We start from the raw sequence: 20,029 nt of genomic DNA on the forward strand, positions 1-20,029 counted from the left end.
GCAATAGAGAGCCTGCCTTCATAGGTGCTCTAAACCAAGCGAATAGGACAACGGAGCCTTATCCTGTGAGAAATAATCAGCCAACCAATAATAATGAATTTGTTATATCTGAAAATATGACCCTTGTTTCTAAAACAGATTTAAACGGTACTATTTTAGAATGTAATGATGCCTTTGAACTTGCCAGTGGTTTCACTCGTAGCGATTTAATTGGTCAACCCCACAATATGATTCGACATCCCGATGTTCCAGAGGCGGTTTTTGCTGACATGTGGAAAAGCCTTAAAATAGGATCCCCCTGGACTCAAATTGTAAAAAACAGACGAGCCGACGGTGGTTATTACTGGGTGAAAGCGAATGCCACTCCTTTGTTTGAGAACAACAAAATAACTGGCTATATGTCGATTCGTTCAAAGGCCTCCTCGGATGAAATTGCAGCGACAGAAAAAGCCTATAAAGACATAAAAGATGGCCGCGCAAAAATCAAAAATGGCCGTGTTGTTTACGGCTTTGATTTTTTACCAATACGCAACCTCTACTTTCGATTAAACCCACAATATCAGTTAAGCATTATGGTAGGGTTGCTGTATCTCATCCCTTACCTTATTTATGCGACAATTGATGGACACCATCTAAGTGAAATCATCACTGTTGGCCTGTTAGGTCTTATACCGCCTTACTTATTAGGCCTTTCTCAACTCAAAAACGAACGTCAAAACCGCCATACGCTACGAAGTATCGCCAGTGGTCAGAGAATCGATAATGTGTGGTTTGACCCTTTGACATTTAGTGGCAAAATTCGCAGCGCCATTAAATCAACCGCACTGGCCTCACAAGAAAAAATTGAAGAGAGTCAATACCAACTTGATAATGCCAAGCGTTTACAAACAGCCATGGATAAAATCAACTCTAACGTTATGATTGCGGATAATAAGCTGGATATTATCTATATGAATAACGCAATGAAGGCCTTCTTTTTGCAGCGCGAAAGCAACCTTAAGAAGGATTTACCTAACCTAGATGCCAAATCTATTTTGGGCTCCAATATCGACATATTCCACCAAAACCCTGAACACAATAGAGCGATGCTGGCAAACATTAAAGAGCCGACGACTGCACACATAAAAATGGCGCACTATCACCTTGACTTAAATATTATCCCTGTATTCAATCGAAACAATTTACAAACAGCCACTATTGTCGAGTGGCAAGATAAAACTGCGGACAAACAACTACTGCAAGAAGTCGGTAATGCCATCGAAGCGGCAAAAGCAGGGTTGCTTAACCGCAGAATTGATTTGGACAAAACCGAAGGTGTAGCCAGAGAGTTGAGTGAATCTATTAATGAATTAATTGCCAATATTGAAAACCCCATCAATGAAGTGGTCAAAGTGGCAGTCTCTCTTTCTGAAGGCAATCTAACGGAACATATTAAAGGCGAGTACTTAGGGCGCTTTTCAGTAATGAAAGACAGTTTGAATGTGGCTGTAGATAACTTAGGCTCTATGATGTCGCAAACCAAATTAGCCGTCAATAATGTCAGCAATAGCTCATCGCAAATTTATCAGGGCAGTGTCGATTTAAATAATCGTACCCAAAACCAAGCGGCATCGCTTGAGCAGACCGCTTCCAGCATGGAACAAATGACGGCGGCGGTAAAACAGACTGCTGAAAATGCATTACAAGCCTCTCAGGTCACCCACAGCTCCGCAGACTTGGCTAAATCGGGTGTTTCCGTCATGGAAAATGCCATTCTCGCCATGGAACAGATCAATAAATCGAGCCAAAAAATCAATGACATTATCACCTTGATTGACAGTATCGCTTTTCAAACCAACTTGCTCGCTTTAAACGCAGCGGTTGAAGCAGCCAGAGCGGGTGAACATGGCAGAGGTTTTGCCGTGGTTGCGGGTGAAGTCAGAACTCTGGCTCAAAAGTCGGCTGATGCCGCAAAAGATATCCGTCAATTAATTGAAGATACTGTTAAAAAGGTTTCCGAAGGAACCGTCCATGTTAAAGGTTCTGGTGAGTCATTAAACGCCATTGTAGAATCCATTAACAATGTAAATCAAATCATTGAAGAGATTGCAAACTCTAGTGCTGAACAGAGTGAAGGCGTTAATTTAGTCAATGACGCCATTAGCCAAATTGACAGCGCGGTACAACAAAATGCGGCCTTAGTTGAAGAAACCGCAGCTACCGCTGAAGAACTTGGCACCATGTCTCAAATGATGACAAAAAACATCTCGCACTTTAAAGTTGATAGCTCAAGAACAAGTCTTGATATTGCCTCAACGGCGACAGGATTTGATTTTGCACAAACGCGTAGGTCACATCGCCAGTGGCGAGTAAAAGTACGCGCCTATATCAATGATATTGAGGTGGATTTTGATCGCAATACCGCTAAAGATGGAACACTCTGTGCCCTTGGACAATGGATATATGGTCAAGGTAAAGAGTATCAGTCCTTATCAAGTTATCAAGCACTCGAGCGAGCACACGCTGAACTTCATCAATTTATTGGACGAATTTTAGAACTTAAAGACATTGGTGATATTGAAACCGCTAATATTGAAATGTCAAAACTCGAAGGTGAAAGCAGCCAAGTGATTGAGTTAATCAGGCAGTTAGAGAGGGAAATCTCGAGCGGATTTACCACAAAATCAACAGAAAAAGCGCAATTAATAAAACCTTTTGAAACAGAAACTTCAAGTGGTGGGCTTCAAAAAACACTAACACAGAACGTCAAACCAACCAGTCCTAATAACGATGAGTGGGCCGACTTTTAGTCATGTACTGCAAGCATTAAAGGCCTTACTACGTTATATATACATGAGTTCTCTTAACAACATGGTTGCAAAACTCCCTGCGGGGAGTTTAAAACTCAACTTAAGGTTTAGCGTAAGACTTGATGCCCCCCCTTTTGAGTCTTGATGGGCATCAGTATCACTCTCATTAAGCTGTTCAAAAGACCAACTTAACTCTTCAGGCATAACTCTTAAAGCCCTTCTATCTTGCTTTACTCTATTGGCACTTAGGGCATCACACCAGGCCTGGTATTTTTCAACCACTTCTTGTTCTAGTCTTTGTGCATCCGCTTTTGTTGGCAAGGTGCCATCACCAAATAAACCTCCTGTGATAAACCATTCGGACAACACTACTTTTTTCTGCAACTGTTCAATTTCTTGATTCTCATCAGCAAGTAAAACCTCATGGCCATTTGCACTCTGTAAAAGATCGCCACAAAGCACTTGGTTCCAATTATTTTGCTGAAGTCGCAGACTAAGCAGGTCATTAAACATCCAAGAGCGAAGTGCTGAAATATACAAACTTTGCTGATTTTGATTGCCACCTTTTCGTTTGGCACCCCGCTTTTGTCTTCGGTTATTGGCAAACGAATCACTCAGCAAGAGTTTTTCACCTTGTGCTAAATTATTACCATCTCGACCAAAACGCTGTTCACCAAAGTAATTAGGGACTCCTTCAAGTTGAATTTTGTGTAAACGAGACTCCAGTTCAGCCATCATCGTATCGGCAGTTTGCTCGGTAGTGCGCCCAGTAATATTTCTTAAAACCAGTTCAAAACGATTACCCTGCAAACCTCCTCGTTGAATCTTTTTATTATGACGTTGCATCTTTAATATCTTAACGTCATCCAAGTTTAGCTCTGCAGGATTGGGATCGGCTTTACCTGGCAGTTGAATACTGAACCACTGTTTGGTGACCGCTTGTCTATCTTTTTGGCCTGCAAAGCCCACATTATGCTTAGCGGTATTTGCCCATTTAGCTAACATGCCCGCCACCCAATCGGTATTTTGTCCTCGCTTTTCTACCCAACACCATAGGTGCTCCCCCTCCCCCGTTAACTGATTTTCTATGATTTCTTCAACCTTAAAGTCTTCTGGAATGGTTTTTAGCTGACCCGTTAATATCGGTTGCGAATAGGCATAAGCCAATAAATTAAAGTCCGCTTTAATATTTAATAGAGAACTTTGATTTGAATCGGAAGTGGACGGTTGATTGTTTAGGAACATTTGGCTCTCTAGCACTTGGCTTTCTTATGGGGGACACAAAAAAGCCTGGAATTCACCAGGCCTTTCATTTAAAAATAATCAAAACTCATTCAGTTTTATAAATCGGTAAACACCTTTTCAGCAATAGGGAGTTCTTTGCCTTCAGGTTTTTCATTATAAATCTGTACCAATACCTGACGAATATTACCAGGTAATACATAGTCTTTAATTAACTGACGTGCATCAACAGGAGAATCTTTATGTATATACAAATAGACATTACGTAGATGACACTTATTATCGGGGTCAGAGGCTAAAGGGCGCAAAGTACCAAACCCAGTAATCTTGACGTCTTCTTTGGTAATAATCGTAATTTTGTGATAATAGGTTGAAGTTAAAGGCTCGGCAAAACAGATTTGTAATACTCGGTCAAAGTTACCAGACCCTTTATCTAAACCACTCACCACTTTGGCGGTGGTAATGGTAACAGGTGCTTTACTGCAAGCTTGGAGAAACAAAAAACTGAATACCATCGCACTCAGGCTAAAAAGTTTAATCCAAGAATAACGCATAAAACACCTCTGTTTTGTTTAACCGTTTATTTTGAGACTTGATTATAACGAACCATTGGTTTGTTGAATACCCGCAACTTGCCAATTACCTTCATCGTTCGCTAAACGGCGAATATGCCAAATCTCATTAAAGGCGTGTGCCCCCTTAACGGCTTCTTCTTGAATAAACCCGCTAAAACGCACACTCACAATAAAGTACTCGCCATCAACCGCCATAGCAGCAACTTCAGCATCTAAGGTATCCACAACCGTTTGATTATCTCCCGCTTGCACACCTCTTAACTCTTGTTGCAAAGCACTAAAAAGCTCTGGCGTGCAGTAAGATTCCATCTCACTTAAATCAACATTATCCCAAGCTTTTTGCAGGGTAATAAAGTGTGATTTGGCACCCTCTACAAAGCCATGTTCGTCAAACCAGGCTGGGATTTCATTTAAAAACTGAGCATTTTCACTCACACCTTGACCAACACCATCCTCTAAGTCGGCACCAATAATTGAACCTGTATTCGATGAGGTTGAGTTGGATGACGCAGGCTCGTTAGCTTGGCGATATGCATTTTGTTCAGAACGATAAGACGCTTGATGAGAAGGTTCTGGCTCTGAATATACTGGCTGATACTCTTGCTGAGAACGGCCTTGGGCTTTACGAGCAAACAATTTAAACAATACAAAGGCAATCAGAGCAAACAGTAAAATATCAAAGAGCTGAAGACCATCAAAACCATCACCAAACAACATAGCCGCCAATAAACCACCCGCTGCTAAACCTGCCAAAGGCCCCAACCACTTTGAAGCACCTGATACTGGTTTACCTGCGGTTGCAGTATTGGCCGCTGGTTTAGCAGGCGCTGCTTTAGGTGGAGTATTGTATTGTTTAGGCGCAACTTGTTTGCTGTACCCAAAACTTTTACCTGCACCAAAACGTTTAGCTTCAGCCACTTGCGCTACTGAAAACAAGCCAAACATCAGGGTGAATAAAACAATAAAACTCGGTTTAATAGTAAATAGCGATTTCACGCAAAACTCCTAACTCTAACAATTCATTTAAATTTGAAAAATGCATCTTACCAGGCCTGGTAGATTATCTAAAATCAAATCCTATTTTTTAGAGGCCTTTGCACGAGACAGGGGCACAAGAAAAACAAGATAGAATTCTTTAGATTTAGGTTAAAAAATTAGCATAATAACGAGTTATTGGGCGGATTTTTTAGCTTGAAGATAGAGAATTATAGCTGTTTTTATGTGTTCAGGGCCTCGTGCAAAGGTCTCTTTTATTAAGATTGTTTAATGCAACGTGAAATGGTGTAGTCCTTACCCTGTTTCACTTTTTCGTAATTCCCAAACACTTCCATAAAGTTACGTTTCATATATTGTCTTAAACCATTAATGGTGACCACAACAAACTGTCCACCTGGTGCTAACTGATTATGTACATCATGCAACATAATACTTAACATCTCTTTACCGACTTTAGCTGGCACGTTTGACACTACAGTCGTGAACTGAATATCTTTAGGCACGGCACTTAACCCATTTGATAAATAGGCTTTGGCATTTGGTAAATGATTTAACTTGGCGTTTTTATTAGAATAATCAACCGCCACAAAATCTTTATCAACCATATGTACTTGACCTTTTGGTGCATTGGCGGCAATCGCCAAACCAATTGGTCCGTAGCCACAACCAATATCCAGGGCGATTTCGTCCTCTTTAATCTCTAAATACTTCAGAAACAGGTCGGTACCTGAATCAATCTCTCTTGGGCTAAAAATTCCCCAAGTAGTAGCAAACTTTAACTCTTTGCCAGCTAAGTTCGCTTGAATATGTAAATCTTGTTTTAATTCTTCAATTGTTGCCACGGTATTTCCCAGTAATTTTCTGCATTTTGAATTATCATATTGTACCTTTTCTACAACATCTAATTTAAAAAGCATAAGCCATAAATCATCCATGCACAGTTTAAACGAAAGACAACGCCAAGCCGTAAAACACATTGAGACCCCAGCCTTGGTTTTGGCGGGTGCGGGCTCGGGTAAAACGCGAGTTATCACAGAAAAAATCGCTTACTTGATTCGCCAGTGCGATGTAAAGTCTCACAATATCTATGCCGTCACCTTTACCAATAAATCCGCAAAAGAGATGAAAGAGCGTGTTACCAAGCTATTAAAAAATGAGAATACTACGGGCTTAAATGTCTCGACCTTTCATAACTTAGGTTTAAACATTATTCGTCGTGAATATAAAGCGCTTGGCTATAAGTCTAACTTTTCGATTATGGATGCTGCTGATAGCGGGCAAATTTTAAAAGAGTTAATGCTTAAACAAACCTTAGACCCAGAAGTATTAGAAGGTGTTCAGTGGGATATTTCTAACTGGAAAAACGCTCATATTTCACCCGAGCAAGCATTAGAAAAAGCAGAAGATGCTCAACAACAAGCCCGTGCTATTTTGTACCAGGCCTATCAAAAACAACTTAAAGCCTATAACGCGGTCGATTTTGATGATTTGATTGGTTTGCCAGTAAAACTGTTTTCTGAAAACCCTGACGTGCTTGAAAAATGGCAAAACCGTGTGCGTTATCTATTAGTGGATGAGTATCAAGACACTAACGCCTCACAATATGCTTTGGTTAAACAGTTAGTCGGTGTCCAAGCTCGTTTTACCGTGGTAGGTGATGATGACCAATCAATTTACGCTTGGCGAGGTGCGCAACCAGAAAACTTGGCGATGCTTAAAGAAGATTTTCCCTCTCTTGAACTGATTAAACTTGAACAAAACTACCGCTCTACCAATCGAATTCTTAAATCGGCCAACCAACTTATTGCCAATAATCCACACGTATTTGAAAAAACCTTGTGGAGTGAGATGGGTGCAGGCGATCCTTTACGAGTTATCTCTTGTGCCAATGAAAACCAAGAGGTTGAGCGTGTGGTTTCTGAAATTATTGTGCATAAATTCAAGCACAAAACCAAAAATCGCGATTACGCCATATTGTATAGAGGTAACCACCAAGCCCGTTTAATGGAACGTGCGTTGCGTGAACAGAATATTCCTTATGTAATATCGGGCGGTAAATCGTTTTTTGACCACGCTGAAATCAAAGATGTGATGAGTTATTTGCGCATTATCGTTAACCCAGATGATGATGCCGCTTTTTTAAGAATTGTAAATACGCCAAGACGTGAGATTGGTGCCAGCACCTTAGAAAAACTCGCCACCTACGCAACTGGCCGTGGCATTAGCTTATTTGACGCCACGCAAGAGTTTGGTTTAACCACCATTTTGTCGGACAAAGCTTTAAAGCGAGTGCAATATTTTGGTGAGCAGTTATTAGGTTGGATTCAAGAAGCCGATGGCGCATCTGGCGAAGAAGTACCCTCTTTTGTGAAACAACTGGTTGAAAAAATAGAGTACGACAACTGGATACATGAAAATTCAAGTAACCCAAAAACCGCTGAACGTCGCATTAACAATGTAAGAGATTTAATTCTTTGGATTGAGCGTATTGTCAATAAAGCCAAAGAGGAAGACGGGGAAGAAAAACGTTTAGAAACCATTGTGACGCACATGGCTCTAATGGATATGATGGAGCGAAATGAGTCTGAAAAAGAGCATGATATGGTGAGTTTAATGACCTTACATGCTTCTAAAGGGTTGGAGTTTCCGCATGTGTTTTTAATTGGCATGGAAGAAGAATTACTACCCCATAAACAAAACTTAGAATCACCAGGCCTGGAAGAAGAGCGTCGTTTAGCGTATGTTGGCATCACACGCGCACAACGCTCTTTAACCATGACTTATGCCACCAAGCGCCGTAAATATGGTGAAGATATGGCCTGTGAACCGAGCCGTTTTTTAGAAGAGTTGCCACCAGAATCGTTACAGTGGGAAGGCAAACCTGGGGTTGTGGTTTCTAAAGAAGAGCAGATGGAAACAGGCAATGCCCATATTGCCAACTTAAAATCGATGTTTAAGAAAAACTAAATCAGCCCACTAACTGATTAGGAGACCACATGACAAACCCCATTACAAACTTTGAATTTGCCCCTATGCCTCATATTCATTTTGGTTGGGGAATTCGTCATCAGCTTATTAAAACCTTAGCAAAGCAACGGCATACAAGCGTGGTGTTAATTACTGGTAAAACCATAGCACACCCTGGTGAGTTTGGGGATGAGCTTTATCAAAAGTTAAAGTTAACAGGCCTGGTAAAACACTTTATTATCTCGGGTGAACCCTCACCCGATATTGTGGATGAGGTTGTTCAGCAGTGTGATTCTGACACAGATATCGTTCTGGGTTTAGGCGGAGGAAGTGTGTTAGATGCCGCCAAAGCAATTGCGGGATTGATTCCAAGCCAAACCTCAGTCATGGATTATTTAGAAGGCGTGGGCGCTGGCAAGCCGTTTCACGTGGAAACTTGCCCGTTTATCGCCATTCCAACCACCGCAGGTACAGGCAGTGAAACCACTAAAAATGCGGTTTTATCTCGCATTGGTGAATTTAAGAAATCGTTTAGGGATAATAAATTACTCGCCAAAGAAGCTTGGTTAGACCCTGAACTTTTAACCACCTGCCCCAAAGAGGTGCTTTACTCAACAGGTATGGATGCCTTTACCCAGTTATTAGAATCGTATACAACTCTTAAACCCAATCCTATGACTGACGCACTCGCTTGGAAAGGCATGATACTGTTTAAAGGTGCTTTTGAAGACATTAATAGTAGCGATAAAAAGCGCCAACAAAATGGTTACAGCAACTTAATGCTTGCCGCCTCACTCTCTGGCACAACTTTGGCCAATGCGGGTTTAGGGGCAGTACATGGTTTAGCGGGACCCATTGGCGCTTTTTTTGAAGCACCACACGGCATTGTCTGCGCCCGATTACTCGCACCAATCACCCAAGAGAATATCCTATCTTTACAAAAAGACACATCAGAACACGCAAAATTGACCTTAAAAAAATATCAACAAGTCAGTCAATTATTTAATTCTGAACTCAATGACGAAGCCCTTTTACCAGGCCTGGTAAAAACCTTACAACAATACGCCCAACAATATACACCGCAAGGTTTAGCTGAATTTGGACTGACCCAAGAGAACATATCCGTGGTGATTAAAAATTGTCGAAGTGGAAGCATGTTAGGTAACTCCGTAACACTTTCTGACCATCAACTCAGGCAATCGATTGAAAACTCCCTGTAAAACAAAGACTTTAGCAAATAATTATAGGTATTTTTTCCTGTTTTTTCCTTTTAACCCCACTAAAAAAAAGTGTATGATTGGCAATAAATTAATCAAATCACTCAAAATAAATTATTGAGACGACGTCTATGAAAATATTAAACAGCCTTTTAGTTATCAGCTTGGTCAGTTTGCTTTCACCTGCAAATGCTGCAGAACAAAAACCACTCCCGCTTGATTACAATCCAGCAGGACAAGAGACAGAAGCACTTAAAAGCATTCCTAATGTGGATGCCAATCTTGTTGAAAACAGCTACAAAGACTTAGACCAAGATGGCGTGGCAGATAAACTCGATCATTGCCCTAATACCATATTACATGTTGATGTCGATGCAAAAGGTTGTGAATTAGATTCAGACCAAGATGGTGTGTTTAACCGTTTAGACCAATGTCCTGATACAGCTCCAGGTGTAAAGGTTAACCGTTTTGGCTGTGAAGGTGATGAGGATAATGATGGTGTTTACGATAGCAAAGACCAATGTCCAGGAACACCCGAAGGCACCGTTGTTGATGAAGTTGGCTGTAAAACCATTGGCGATAGCGATAAAGACGGTGTAAACGATGCGGATGATTTATGCCCTGACACACCAGAAGGCACTGTTGTTAACACACATGGTTGTGAACCTAAAGCGGTCGCTTTAACAAACATTGTTTTTGACTCTTATGAACACGTAATCCGTGATGATCAAGTTGCCAAGCTCAAAAGTGATGTGGGTGTACTCAGTGAACTTAAAGAGGGTCAAGTCGTATTGATTACAGGTCATACAGATTGGCAAGCCAAAGCACCTGTTAACGAGAGACTTTCTTGGAGACGTGCCAACAGCACCAAAGACTTTTTGGAACAGCATCTAGATTATGAGACTAACCGAATCTATATAAATGGTAAAGGCGAAATGGAGCCTGTTGCCAGCAACAAAACAGCGGAAGGTCGCCAACAAAACCGACGAATTGAGGTTCAGATTATCCCTAAAGATCAACTGCCTGCTGATGCGTTAACAACCATTCCAGAAGAGATGTTAGTTAAATAACAACGCAGCTAAAAGCTATTTTGTAAGATGTAAAGGCAACCATTGGTTGCCTTTATTTTTTACAGTGGCTACACTTAATCTCATGAAAATGTCCCTCAAAAAAACCCTATCAATCTCTGTACTTCTCAGTGCAGTTTTAGCTATTTGGGTTTCAGCCGAGGAAACACCTAAGGTCGTAACCTTAAAAGAGATTGAGCAGACAAAAATAAAATATGGTTCACGGGCCGCTGTGCGTTTAACCGAATGGCAAGAACTGGTTGATAAAAATCAACATAAATCAGAAGAAGATAAACTCGAGATTGTTAATGACTTTTTCAACCAGGTACGCTTTATTGATGACATTATTCATTGGCAAAAGAAAGATTACTGGGCCACTCCTCTGGAGATGCTAGCAACCGATGCAGGAGACTGTGAAGACTACTCTATCGCAAAATACTTCACCCTTAAAGCGTTAGGCGTTCCTGAAAGTAAACTCTATATCACTTATGTTAAAGCCATTCGCCTTAACCAAGCCCATATGGTTCTCACCTATTTTAAAACCCCTAAATCGATTCCGTTGGTATTAGATAACATCAATAAACGCATACTAGAAGCCAATCGACGAACCGATTTGGTTCCTATTTACAGTTTTAATGGTGACGGTTTATGGCTGGCTCGAGAGCGAGGTAAAGGTAGGTCAGTTTCTGGCGGAACAGCTAAACTAAAAAACTGGAACAGCCTATTAGAACGGCTAAATAAATAATCGCAATTAATGAAAAAACAATAGGCTAAAATATTGGCCTAACACACAAGTGTTAAAAGGATTTAGGTATGAGTTTAAATAAACAAATGATTCTCTTCATAGCCACAATGGTAATCATCTTACTATTGGGTACTTTTACCTTAAATTTGAACAACACCAAGAACTTTTTACAGAACCAGCTTGAATCTCACGCTCAAGATACTGCCACCTCACTCGGTCTATCCCTTAGTAGTATTGAGAATCCTGAGGACATTTCCAGCATGGAAACCATGATCAATGCCGTTTTTGATCGAGGTTACTACAATCACATTACACTTACCGACATGGAAAACATTGGCCTATATAGCCGTGAAAACACCAAAAGTCTAGACTCTGTTCCAGACTGGTTTATTAATGCCATAAAACTAGAAGCCCCAGAAGCTCAATCACTTGTTCAAGCTGGCTGGATTCCGATTGGAACCCTTAGTGTTCAAAGCCATACAGGATACGCCTATAAAGAACTTTGGAAAACAGCAATAAACTTACTGTTATGGTTTGGCCTTGCCGCGATATTCGCAATATTGGTAGTTATCTATACATTAAAAGTGATTCTCAAACCTTTAAAAGATATGGAAAAACAAGCCGAAGCCATTGTTAAAAAAGAGTATTTAATTCAAGACCAGCTACCTTCAACCATTGAATTCAGACAAGTTGTCTCGGCAATGAATGCCATGGTCAATAAGCTACAGACGGTGTTTGAGCGTGATGCCAATAGTGCTGAAAAATTACAAAAAATGGCCTATCAAGATGGTGTTACAGAACTTAGCAACCGCCGCCATTTTGAAATGATTGTTGATACCTTGCTTGACCCAAATGAAGATCTTCCTGAAGGGATAATTTGTTTAATTCGAGTCAATGAACTCAAAGAGTTAAATGATCAATTTGGGTATTTAGTGGGTGATAAGCTTATGAAGTCTTTAGCCGACACAATGCGCACCTACCTTTCGTGTGAACATAGTCTCTTTGCTCGACTGAACGGAACGGAGCTTGTTGCAGTATTACCAGGCCTGGTAGCCTCAAAGATTACTGAACCAAGTCAACGCATCACCGATGCGTTACCTGCTATTTTAGAGTCTCTACAAGCCAAAGCTGCCAGTACCTCCATCTCTGTTGCTTATACCGATTATCAACCAGGCCAAAGTCGTGGCCCTATTCTTGGCCATCTGGATTTTGCGATTGAACAAGCAGAAAAGCAGGGTAAAAACTGTGTGTATTACTATAATACTAAGCAAAACCAAGAAAGTAATGAACATGCTTGGGAAGAGACCATAAACCAAGCGATTCTTGAAAAGCGCTTTATACTTTTTCAACAAAGCGCCTACGATAAAAACCACAGTGTCCATGACCAAGAGCTATTCATCCGTCTTAAAGACAGTGATGGAACAATCCGCTCTGCAGGTTATTTTATGCCAGCGGTAGAACAACTTAACAAAACCGCTGAAATTGATCAGCTGGTTATTAATCTTGTAATACAACACCTAAAAACCCACATGGATACCGCTATTCTAGCTATTAACCTTTCTAAATCGGTTATAGAAGATAATGCTTTCCAGAAAAATCTTATACAAATATTAGCTAATCACGCAAAGTATACTCATAGAATGGCATTTGAACTGCCAGAGCGTTTAATCAATGAACAAAAGGGTTTGGCTTGGCCATTAATTTCTGAGCTAAAGCAATTTGGTGTCAATATTGGTATTGATCACTTTGGAAGTCGACTTGGTAATATGCGCTACTTAAAAGACTTGCGCCCCGACTATGTCAAGTTAGACGCAGCTTTTAGCAAGGCAATTGAATCCGATGAACAAACTCGCAATTACGTATCAAGCCTATGTGAACTTGCCAGCAGTTTAGATATTGATGTTATCGCTATGGCTGTTGAAAATGAAGCACAACTTAAAGCCTTTAACCAACTTGGTGTGAACTATTCACAAGGATATTATTACGGTGCTCCGAGTTTATTAAATGAATAACCTATTAAAAAAAACTTTTATTTCCTCACATTACACACCTTATCTTTTGCTATTTATTTTGGGGCTTATATTGAGTTGCAAAAGCTTAGCTGAAGATAAGTGGGGGCATCCGTTAAATACTCAAAAAACGGTTAAGCTGCAATTAAAATGGGAACATCAGTTTCAATTTGCGGGCTACTATATGGCTCAAGCAAAAGGTTTTTATAAAAAAGCGGGGCTTAACGTTGAGATTATTCCAGCAGAACCAAAAATAAACCCTATTAACGAGGTGCTAAAGGGCAATGCTGAGTTTGGTGTGGGCACGAGTGAATTACTCCTTAGCTACAATCAAAACCAACCTATCGTGGTTTTGGGCGTTATCTTTCAACATTCACCTTTAGGCATTGTTGCACTCGAAAATAATGGTATTGATACCATTCACGACTTTGTAGGCCGCAAAATCATGATTGAAGAAAACTCTTCTGAAATTGATGCCTACCTACAACAATCTCAAATAAAAAGATCACAACTGAATGAGCTTCCACATCACTTTAATATCAACGACTTAATAACCAAAAAAGTCGATGCTATGACGGTCTATACCACATCAGAAATTTATGAACTTGCTGAAAAGAATATAACGTATCGAATTTTTACGCCAAGAATGGCTGGCATTGATTTTTATGGTGACAACTTTTTCACCACTGAAAACTTTTTAAACCAAAACCCAGATTTAGTTGAACAGTTCCGAAAAGCTTCAATTCTGGGTTGGAAATATGCGATGTCAAATATCGATGAAACTGCGCAATACATAAAAAATCATTACCCCACCATCAAAACGCTTGAGGCGCTCAAATTTGAAGCCCAGGCAATGCAAGCCTTAATGAGAACTGACCTTATTGAACCTGGTCATATGAGCGAAAGTCGCTGGCAACATATTACATCAGTCTATCAAGAGCTTGGTCTCATACAAAACCCCATCCCTTTGGAAGACTTTGTTTATAAAAACAATAGAGTGCTCGACCGTCTAGAAAACAAAATCAACGATCTTATACTGGTTATTTCTGGCATTGCGGCATTAGTGCTGTTTACGCTGTTTTTAGCACGACGCTTTTATAGACTCAAAACCCAACTTAGAACCATGGTCAATCAATCCCCAATGGCTATTCTATTACTCTCTGACGAGTTCAAAATTATTGAATGGAATCATCAAGCTGAAAAACTTTTTGGCTGGTCCGAAAAAGAAGTTATCAATAAAAATATATTCTCTTTTTTAGTGCTTGATGCCAATAAAACAAAGGTCAAACACGGACTGAATAACGTTATAAACCAACAAAAGCCACTGCATATTGAAAATAAAAACTATTGTAAAGATGGCCGTGAAATCACTTGTAACTGGGCGAATGCCCCTTTTAAAATTGATGATAAAAACTACCTAATTTGTATGGCTTTAGACATTTCCGAATTAAGAGATCTCAAGGCTCTTTCATTTAAAAAAGAGTTAAAAATCGCTGACGACCAAGGTGATACCCACCTTGCATTTTTAAACACATTAGTGCAAACAATGGCTCTTTGTCTTAAAATTTGGGAAGAGAGCACCTCTAAAACCAAAGTACAACTGGCTGAACAGAGTGGGCTATGGCGAGTCAGTTTAGACGGAAGTACAGCTAAAACCCGCACCTTTGATAAATACCTTTCTATTAGACAGTATCCCAAGTAATCCAAGATGGAAAAATGTCATTAATACCGCAAATTACATTTTAAGAACTCTACCAGAGCACACTTCTTGCCATGAACTTAAACAATTAAAAAACAGCATAATTCCACCAAAAAACTGAATAATTCAAACCAATTAGTCAACTTTTTACCTAGTTTTTCCTCTTAAAAACTTCAAATTAATGAATTACTCTGCATAATAGGCTAATGTAAATAACCCTACTAAAACCAGTGAATATATAAGAAAATCCTTATATATCTTTACCATGTGACGGTTATATATAAAATTAATGCATTCATATTAAACTTACTTAATACCTAGATGAGTATGCTAATATGCATTTTGCAGTAATCAATACTGGATAGTTTTTTCCTTGTAAACTGAATTACATAACAAAAATAACAAAATAACAAAAGCCAAGAAGAATTTAGGATTAACTGGATTTTATGCAACATCCAACTGACGATAAACCAATCATTCCAGAAAACAATTCAAGTGAAAATGCACAGTCTTCTCACACAGAGTTGAACAGCCCTTTGCTAGAATGCCTGGTTATCTACACAAAGCTGAATCGTCAACCTTATTCTAAAGCATCCCTCATTGCTGGCTTACCTATTGATTCGAACAACATTACGCCTGAAATTTTTAAACGTGCTGCTGAAAGAGCAAACCTTCAAGCGACCTTTAAAGAACGTAAACTAGAAGATATTTCAAGCCTGGTACTGCCCTGCATATTGACGCTTTCAAACAACCAGGCCTGCATACTCGACAGCATTGATTTTGAAAAAAACACAGCAACTGTAATCTTACCTGACGCACCTGAAGGCACAAAAACTATTTCTCTTGAAGCACTTAATCAAGATTATCTCGGTTTTGCTATCTACCTCACCACTAAATCGCTCCATGAACAAAAAACCGAAAACCTAATGGGCTTTCAAGAAGGCCATTGGTTTTGGGGAACCTTATGGGCTTCTAAATCCATTTATCGAGATGTATTAGTTGCATCCATTGTTATTAATCTATTTGTATTAGCCAACCCACTGTTTGTCATGAATGTTTATGACCGAATTGTGCCTAATAATGCGGTCGAATCTCTTTGGGTTTTAGCGATTGGTGTCAGTGTTGTCTATATGTTCGACATTATTCTCAAATATTTACGTTCCTACTTTTTAGAGATTGCAGGCAAAAAAAGTGACGTGATTATGTCTGGTAAGATTTTTGAACAGACGCTTGGCTTAACCATGTCAAACCGCGGCGGTTCAATTGGGGTTTTTGCCAACCAACTTAAAGAGTTTGACAGTATCCGTAGTTTTTTCACTTCAGGAACCGTTGCAACGATTGTTGACCTGCCTTTTACCATTATCTTTTTATTAGTGATTTTTTACATCGCAGGTAGCATTGTTCTCATTCCAATTTTAATAATCATTTTTATCCTTCTATATAGTTTTCTACTAAAAGGCCCCGTAAAACGTGCTATCGAGGCAACTTATGAAGCTAGCAGTCAAAAAAATGCCGTTTTAATCGAAACCCTGACCGCTATGGAAACCATCAAATCCCTAGGTGTTGAAGCTCGTGCACAGTGGCGCTGGGAACAGGCCATTGGTGAAATTGCTAAGGCGAGTTTAAAATCTAAAATGTTGCAAAGCTCACTGGGAAGAATGACTGGATTTATGCAGCAAATGAGTACAGTGATTATCGTACTGGCAGGTGTTTACATTATTCAAGAAGGTGATTTAACCATGGGTGGTTTAATCGCTACCGTCATGCTTAGTCAGCGCGCCATAGGTCCAATGGGACAATTTGCCAACCTAATTACCAGTTATGAACAGACCAAAACCGCCTTGAATTCGTTAAATGAGATTATGGCTAAAGAAGTTGAGCGCCCATTGCATAAACGCTTTATTCAGCACCCTGTTTTTGAAGGTCGTATTGAATTTAACAATGTCACCTTTACCTACCCAGATGAAACTAAACCTGCATTAAATAGAGTCAGTTTTGTAATTGAACCTGGTGAGAAAGTCGGCATTATCGGCCGAATTGGTTCAGGAAAATCTACAATTGAAAAGCTCATTTTAGGCTTTTATCAAGTCGATGATGGCTCAATACTATTAGATGGCATTGATATCACTCAACTTGATCCTGCAGAAGTTCGCCGCAACATAAACTATGTACCGCAAGACGTAACACTTTTCAGTGGAGATGTCAGAGACAATATCTCTTATCGTGCTCCTTATGTAGAAGACTCCACTATTATCCGTGCTGCACGTCTTGCGGGCGTTGATGACTTTATCAAACGTCACCCTTCGGGCTACAGTTTAAAAGTAAATGAGGGTGGAAGCTCGCTTTCTGGTGGCCAGCGCCAAAGTATTGGTGTAGCCAGAGCCTTGCTCCTAGAAGCCCCTATTTATCTCTTTGATGAGCCAACTAATGCGATGGATGCTAAAACCGAACAGCTAATGATTAACCGCCTACTGAAAGGAACCCTCAACAGCACAACCATAGTTGTTACCCATAAAATGAGTTTACTCCAGCTTACTGACAGATTAATGGTTATGGAAAATGGTAAGTTAATAGCGGATGGAGCAAAACAGACTGTTTTAGAAGCCCTGAAAACAGGCAAAATAAATAAGACTACATAAACCATGACTGAGCAGATTCAAGAACAAAAACCAGTAGAGCAAGCTAAGCAAAATAAGCCTCGCAAAACCCATATTGCAGAACAAGACATTGCTTACATGTCTAGTCTAAGCCAGGCTGCACTGGAAAAACCAACGGTAAAGTCTCAAATGGTGGTTTGGGTCATCCTATTAGTGTTTATTTGGCTCATCGTTTGGGCTAACTATGCTGAACTGGACAAAATTGTCCGTGGCGAAGGTAAAGTTGTACCGTCCTCTCAAATTCAAATCATTCAAAACCTAGAAGGTGGTATTGTTGAAGAGCTCTTTATTCATTCTGGCGATAAAGTCAAAAAAGGGCAAATCCTTATAAAACTAGACAATACTCAGTTTGCAAGTTCGTATGGTGAAAGCGAGCTGAAAGAAGCTGAATTAACAGCAAAGGCACAACGTTTAGCCGCAGAAGCCTTTAACAAACCTTTTATTGTATCCAAAGTACCCTCTACCGATTTAGAGATACAAAAGCTCTATGACCGTGAGTTTTATTTGTACGAAGCAAGGCAAAAACAAGTAGAAACCACAGACAATATTCTGGTTGAACAGATTGAACAAAAAAAGCTTGAATTACAAGATGCTTATAGCCAACAAAAGCAGCTCACACGCTCACTTAACTTATTAAAAAAAGAAGTGAGTTTTATGAAACCCCTTGTTAAACAGGGGATCGCATCTCAAGTCGATTTACTTAAACTTGAACGAGAGGAAAATGATGCGCTTTCTAAGTTGAAAGGCGTTGAGTTCTCAATCCCAAGGCTAAAGTCTGCTATTTCAGAGGCTCGTTCTAAGCGAGAGGATGCCAAAGAAACTTTTGCCAATGATGCACATGAACAAATGAACCAAGTTCTTGCCGAAAAGGAACAATTAATCAAGTCTAAAGCCGCTTTACAAGACCGAGTAGACAGAACAGACATTAAGTCACCTGTAAATGGAACGGTAAAGCAGATGTTTGTTAACACCATTGGCGGTGTCGTGCAGCCAGGCAGTGATATTGTAGAAATCGTTCCTGAAGATGATTCATTAGTTTTAGAAACCAAAATCTTACCTGCAGATATCGGCTTTATTTATGAAGGACTGAAAGCCAAAATTAAATTTACCGCCTATGACTTTGCTATTTATGGCGGTTTAGACGGTACAGTTACACGTATATCAGCCGATACCATTACTGATGAAGAAGGCAATAGTTTTTATATTGCGAGAATCAAAACCGATAGAAATCACCTAGGCACTAAAAAAGAGCCACTCTTTTTGCTACCAGGGATGACCGCGAGTGTTGATATTATTGTAGGCAAACATACTGTATTAGATTACATTTTAAAACCAATTATTAAAGCAAAAGACACCGCTTTACGTGAATCTTAAAAACTTAAAACGCCCAAATTATTATGCTTCAAAATACGTATAATTACTGGATATATAAAAACTAAAAAACCAAAGGGTTTTAAAAAATAATGAAATACCCCTTATTATTTGTGCAAGATCCAAATGCCTTAAAAAACTGGTTAAGTGCTTGCGGAACAGATTCAAAGGTCTTGTATGACCTTATGAATTTATCTAATCGTTTTGATTCGAGCTCGCACATACTTTTAGTACAAATTTCAGATAGTTCAACGATTGATCAGATTATTGAACTTGCAAAAGAATTTGACGTTATTAGCTTTACGAATCAGCCAAATGATTTAGAAGGTGTAAAACTGTTTCAAAATGGTATTAAAGGCTATGTTAATACCTACGCCACAGTTGAGCGCATTCAGCAGGTTCTCGCAACCATCAATGCAGGAAGCATTTGGCTAGGGCAAAGCGTTATGCAAGCCATGATTGGTGCAATCACAGACAGTCATCAAACAACAGAAGCTTGGAAAGAACTTTTGACAGACAGAGAGCTTCAAACAACTTCGCTGGTTTTGGAAAATAAAACCAATAAAGAAATTGCCAATGAACTTGACATTACCGAGAGAACCGTTAAAGCGCATCTCCATAATGTTTTTGAAAAACTTGATGTCACTGATAGACTTGCGCTAGTATTAAAAATTAAAAATTGGCAATAAATACAA

Annotated in this window: 14 protein-coding genes; 10 read left to right on the forward strand and 4 right to left on the reverse strand. The window is 39.7% G+C overall.

The features are described 5' to 3' along the window. The first annotated feature begins 65 nt into the window (after positions 1 to 65). Positions 66 to 2,789, forward strand: coding sequence for a methyl-accepting chemotaxis protein (locus A379_RS05725; protein WP_051145027.1), 2,724 nt, complete (start codon positions 66 to 68; stop codon positions 2,787 to 2,789). A 33-nt stretch (positions 2,790 to 2,822) separates the two neighbouring features. Here A379_RS05725 and truD read toward each other — a convergent pair whose 3' ends face one another. The 4 genes from truD to A379_RS05745 all read right to left on the reverse strand — a co-directional run bounded on the left by truD (position 2,823) and on the right by A379_RS05745 (position 6,444). Further along, on the reverse strand, positions 2,823 to 4,034 hold the full coding sequence (truD, locus tag A379_RS05730; protein ID WP_051145028.1) for a tRNA pseudouridine(13) synthase TruD: 1,212 nt from the start codon (positions 4,032 to 4,034) through the stop codon (positions 2,823 to 2,825). Positions 4,035 to 4,129: 95 nt separating this feature from the next. After that, positions 4,130 to 4,585: a hypothetical protein gene (locus A379_RS05735; protein ID WP_040726608.1), complete on the reverse strand. Its 456-nt coding sequence runs from the start codon at positions 4,583 to 4,585 to the stop codon at positions 4,130 to 4,132. A gap of 42 nt (positions 4,586 to 4,627) precedes the next feature. After that, positions 4,628 to 5,602, reverse strand: coding sequence for a Tim44 domain-containing protein (locus A379_RS05740; RefSeq protein WP_051145029.1), 975 nt, complete (start codon positions 5,600 to 5,602; stop codon positions 4,628 to 4,630). Between the two features lie 257 nt (positions 5,603 to 5,859). Next, positions 5,860 to 6,444, reverse strand: a complete 585-nt coding sequence (locus A379_RS05745; RefSeq protein ID WP_040728755.1) for a class I SAM-dependent methyltransferase — start codon at positions 6,442 to 6,444, stop codon at positions 5,860 to 5,862. 91 nt (positions 6,445 to 6,535) lie between these two features. On the opposite strand from A379_RS05745, the gene rep reads away from it, so the two are divergent. From rep to A379_RS05790, 9 genes are all read left to right on the forward strand, one after another. After that, on the forward strand, positions 6,536 to 8,569 hold the full coding sequence (rep, locus tag A379_RS05750) for a DNA helicase Rep (RefSeq protein WP_040726610.1): 2,034 nt from the start codon (positions 6,536 to 6,538) through the stop codon (positions 8,567 to 8,569). Positions 8,570 to 8,598: 29 nt separating this feature from the next. Beyond that, positions 8,599 to 9,789, forward strand: a complete 1,191-nt coding sequence (locus tag A379_RS05755; RefSeq protein WP_040726614.1) for an iron-containing alcohol dehydrogenase — start codon at positions 8,599 to 8,601, stop codon at positions 9,787 to 9,789. A gap of 128 nt (positions 9,790 to 9,917) precedes the next feature. Beyond that, positions 9,918 to 10,856 (forward strand): OmpA family protein, encoded by a 939-nt coding sequence (locus tag A379_RS05760; RefSeq protein ID WP_051145030.1) that lies wholly within the window; start codon positions 9,918 to 9,920, stop codon positions 10,854 to 10,856. 82 nt (positions 10,857 to 10,938) lie between these two features. Beyond that, positions 10,939 to 11,598, forward strand: a complete 660-nt coding sequence (locus tag A379_RS05765; RefSeq protein WP_369759610.1) for a transglutaminase-like cysteine peptidase — start codon at positions 10,939 to 10,941, stop codon at positions 11,596 to 11,598. Between the two features lie 68 nt (positions 11,599 to 11,666). Further along, positions 11,667 to 13,610, forward strand: a complete 1,944-nt coding sequence (locus A379_RS05770; RefSeq protein ID WP_040726617.1) for an EAL domain-containing protein — start codon at positions 11,667 to 11,669, stop codon at positions 13,608 to 13,610. A gap of 70 nt (positions 13,611 to 13,680) precedes the next feature. Beyond that, positions 13,681 to 15,309, forward strand: coding sequence for an ABC transporter substrate-binding protein (locus A379_RS12640; protein WP_198525651.1), 1,629 nt, complete (start codon positions 13,681 to 13,683; stop codon positions 15,307 to 15,309). A gap of 443 nt (positions 15,310 to 15,752) precedes the next feature. Further along, the gene (locus A379_RS05780; RefSeq protein ID WP_081696348.1) at positions 15,753 to 17,945 is read left to right on the forward strand and encodes a type I secretion system permease/ATPase; all 2,193 of its coding nucleotides are present in this window, start codon (positions 15,753 to 15,755) and stop codon (positions 17,943 to 17,945) included. 3 nt (positions 17,946 to 17,948) lie between these two features. Then, positions 17,949 to 19,337, forward strand: coding sequence for an HlyD family type I secretion periplasmic adaptor subunit (locus A379_RS05785; protein ID WP_040726619.1), 1,389 nt, complete (start codon positions 17,949 to 17,951; stop codon positions 19,335 to 19,337). A gap of 89 nt (positions 19,338 to 19,426) precedes the next feature. Next, positions 19,427 to 20,023 (forward strand): response regulator transcription factor, encoded by a 597-nt coding sequence (locus A379_RS05790; protein WP_040726620.1) that lies wholly within the window; start codon positions 19,427 to 19,429, stop codon positions 20,021 to 20,023. Positions 20,024 to 20,029: the final 6 nt, after the last annotated feature.

The sequence above is a fragment of the Thiomicrorhabdus sp. Kp2 genome, from assembly GCF_000478585.1.
Lineage (GTDB): Bacteria > Pseudomonadota > Gammaproteobacteria > Thiomicrospirales > Thiomicrospiraceae > Thiomicrorhabdus.

Excerpts from the sequence above, each read along its gene's own strand:
- A379_RS05735 (WP_040726608.1), bottom strand. The coding sequence starts at position 4,585 with ATGCGTTATTCTTGGATTAAACTTTTTAGCCTGAGTGCGATGGTATTC.
- A379_RS05785 (WP_040726619.1), top strand. The coding sequence starts at position 17,949 with ATGACTGAGCAGATTCAAGAACAAAAACCAGTAGAGCAAGCTAAGCAA.
- rep (WP_040726610.1), top strand. The coding sequence starts at position 6,536 with ATGCACAGTTTAAACGAAAGACAACGCCAAGCCGTAAAACACATTGAG.
- A379_RS05790 (WP_040726620.1), top strand. The coding sequence starts at position 19,427 with ATGAAATACCCCTTATTATTTGTGCAAGATCCAAATGCCTTAAAAAAC.
- A379_RS05765 (WP_369759610.1), top strand. The coding sequence starts at position 10,939 with ATGAAAATGTCCCTCAAAAAAACCCTATCAATCTCTGTACTTCTCAGT.
- A379_RS05770 (WP_040726617.1), top strand. The coding sequence starts at position 11,667 with ATGAGTTTAAATAAACAAATGATTCTCTTCATAGCCACAATGGTAATC.
- A379_RS05755 (WP_040726614.1), top strand. The coding sequence starts at position 8,599 with ATGACAAACCCCATTACAAACTTTGAATTTGCCCCTATGCCTCATATT.
- A379_RS05760 (WP_051145030.1), top strand. The coding sequence starts at position 9,918 with ATGAAAATATTAAACAGCCTTTTAGTTATCAGCTTGGTCAGTTTGCTT.
- A379_RS05780 (WP_081696348.1), top strand. The coding sequence starts at position 15,753 with ATGCAACATCCAACTGACGATAAACCAATCATTCCAGAAAACAATTCA.
- truD (WP_051145028.1), bottom strand. The coding sequence starts at position 4,034 with ATGTTCCTAAACAATCAACCGTCCACTTCCGATTCAAATCAAAGTTCT.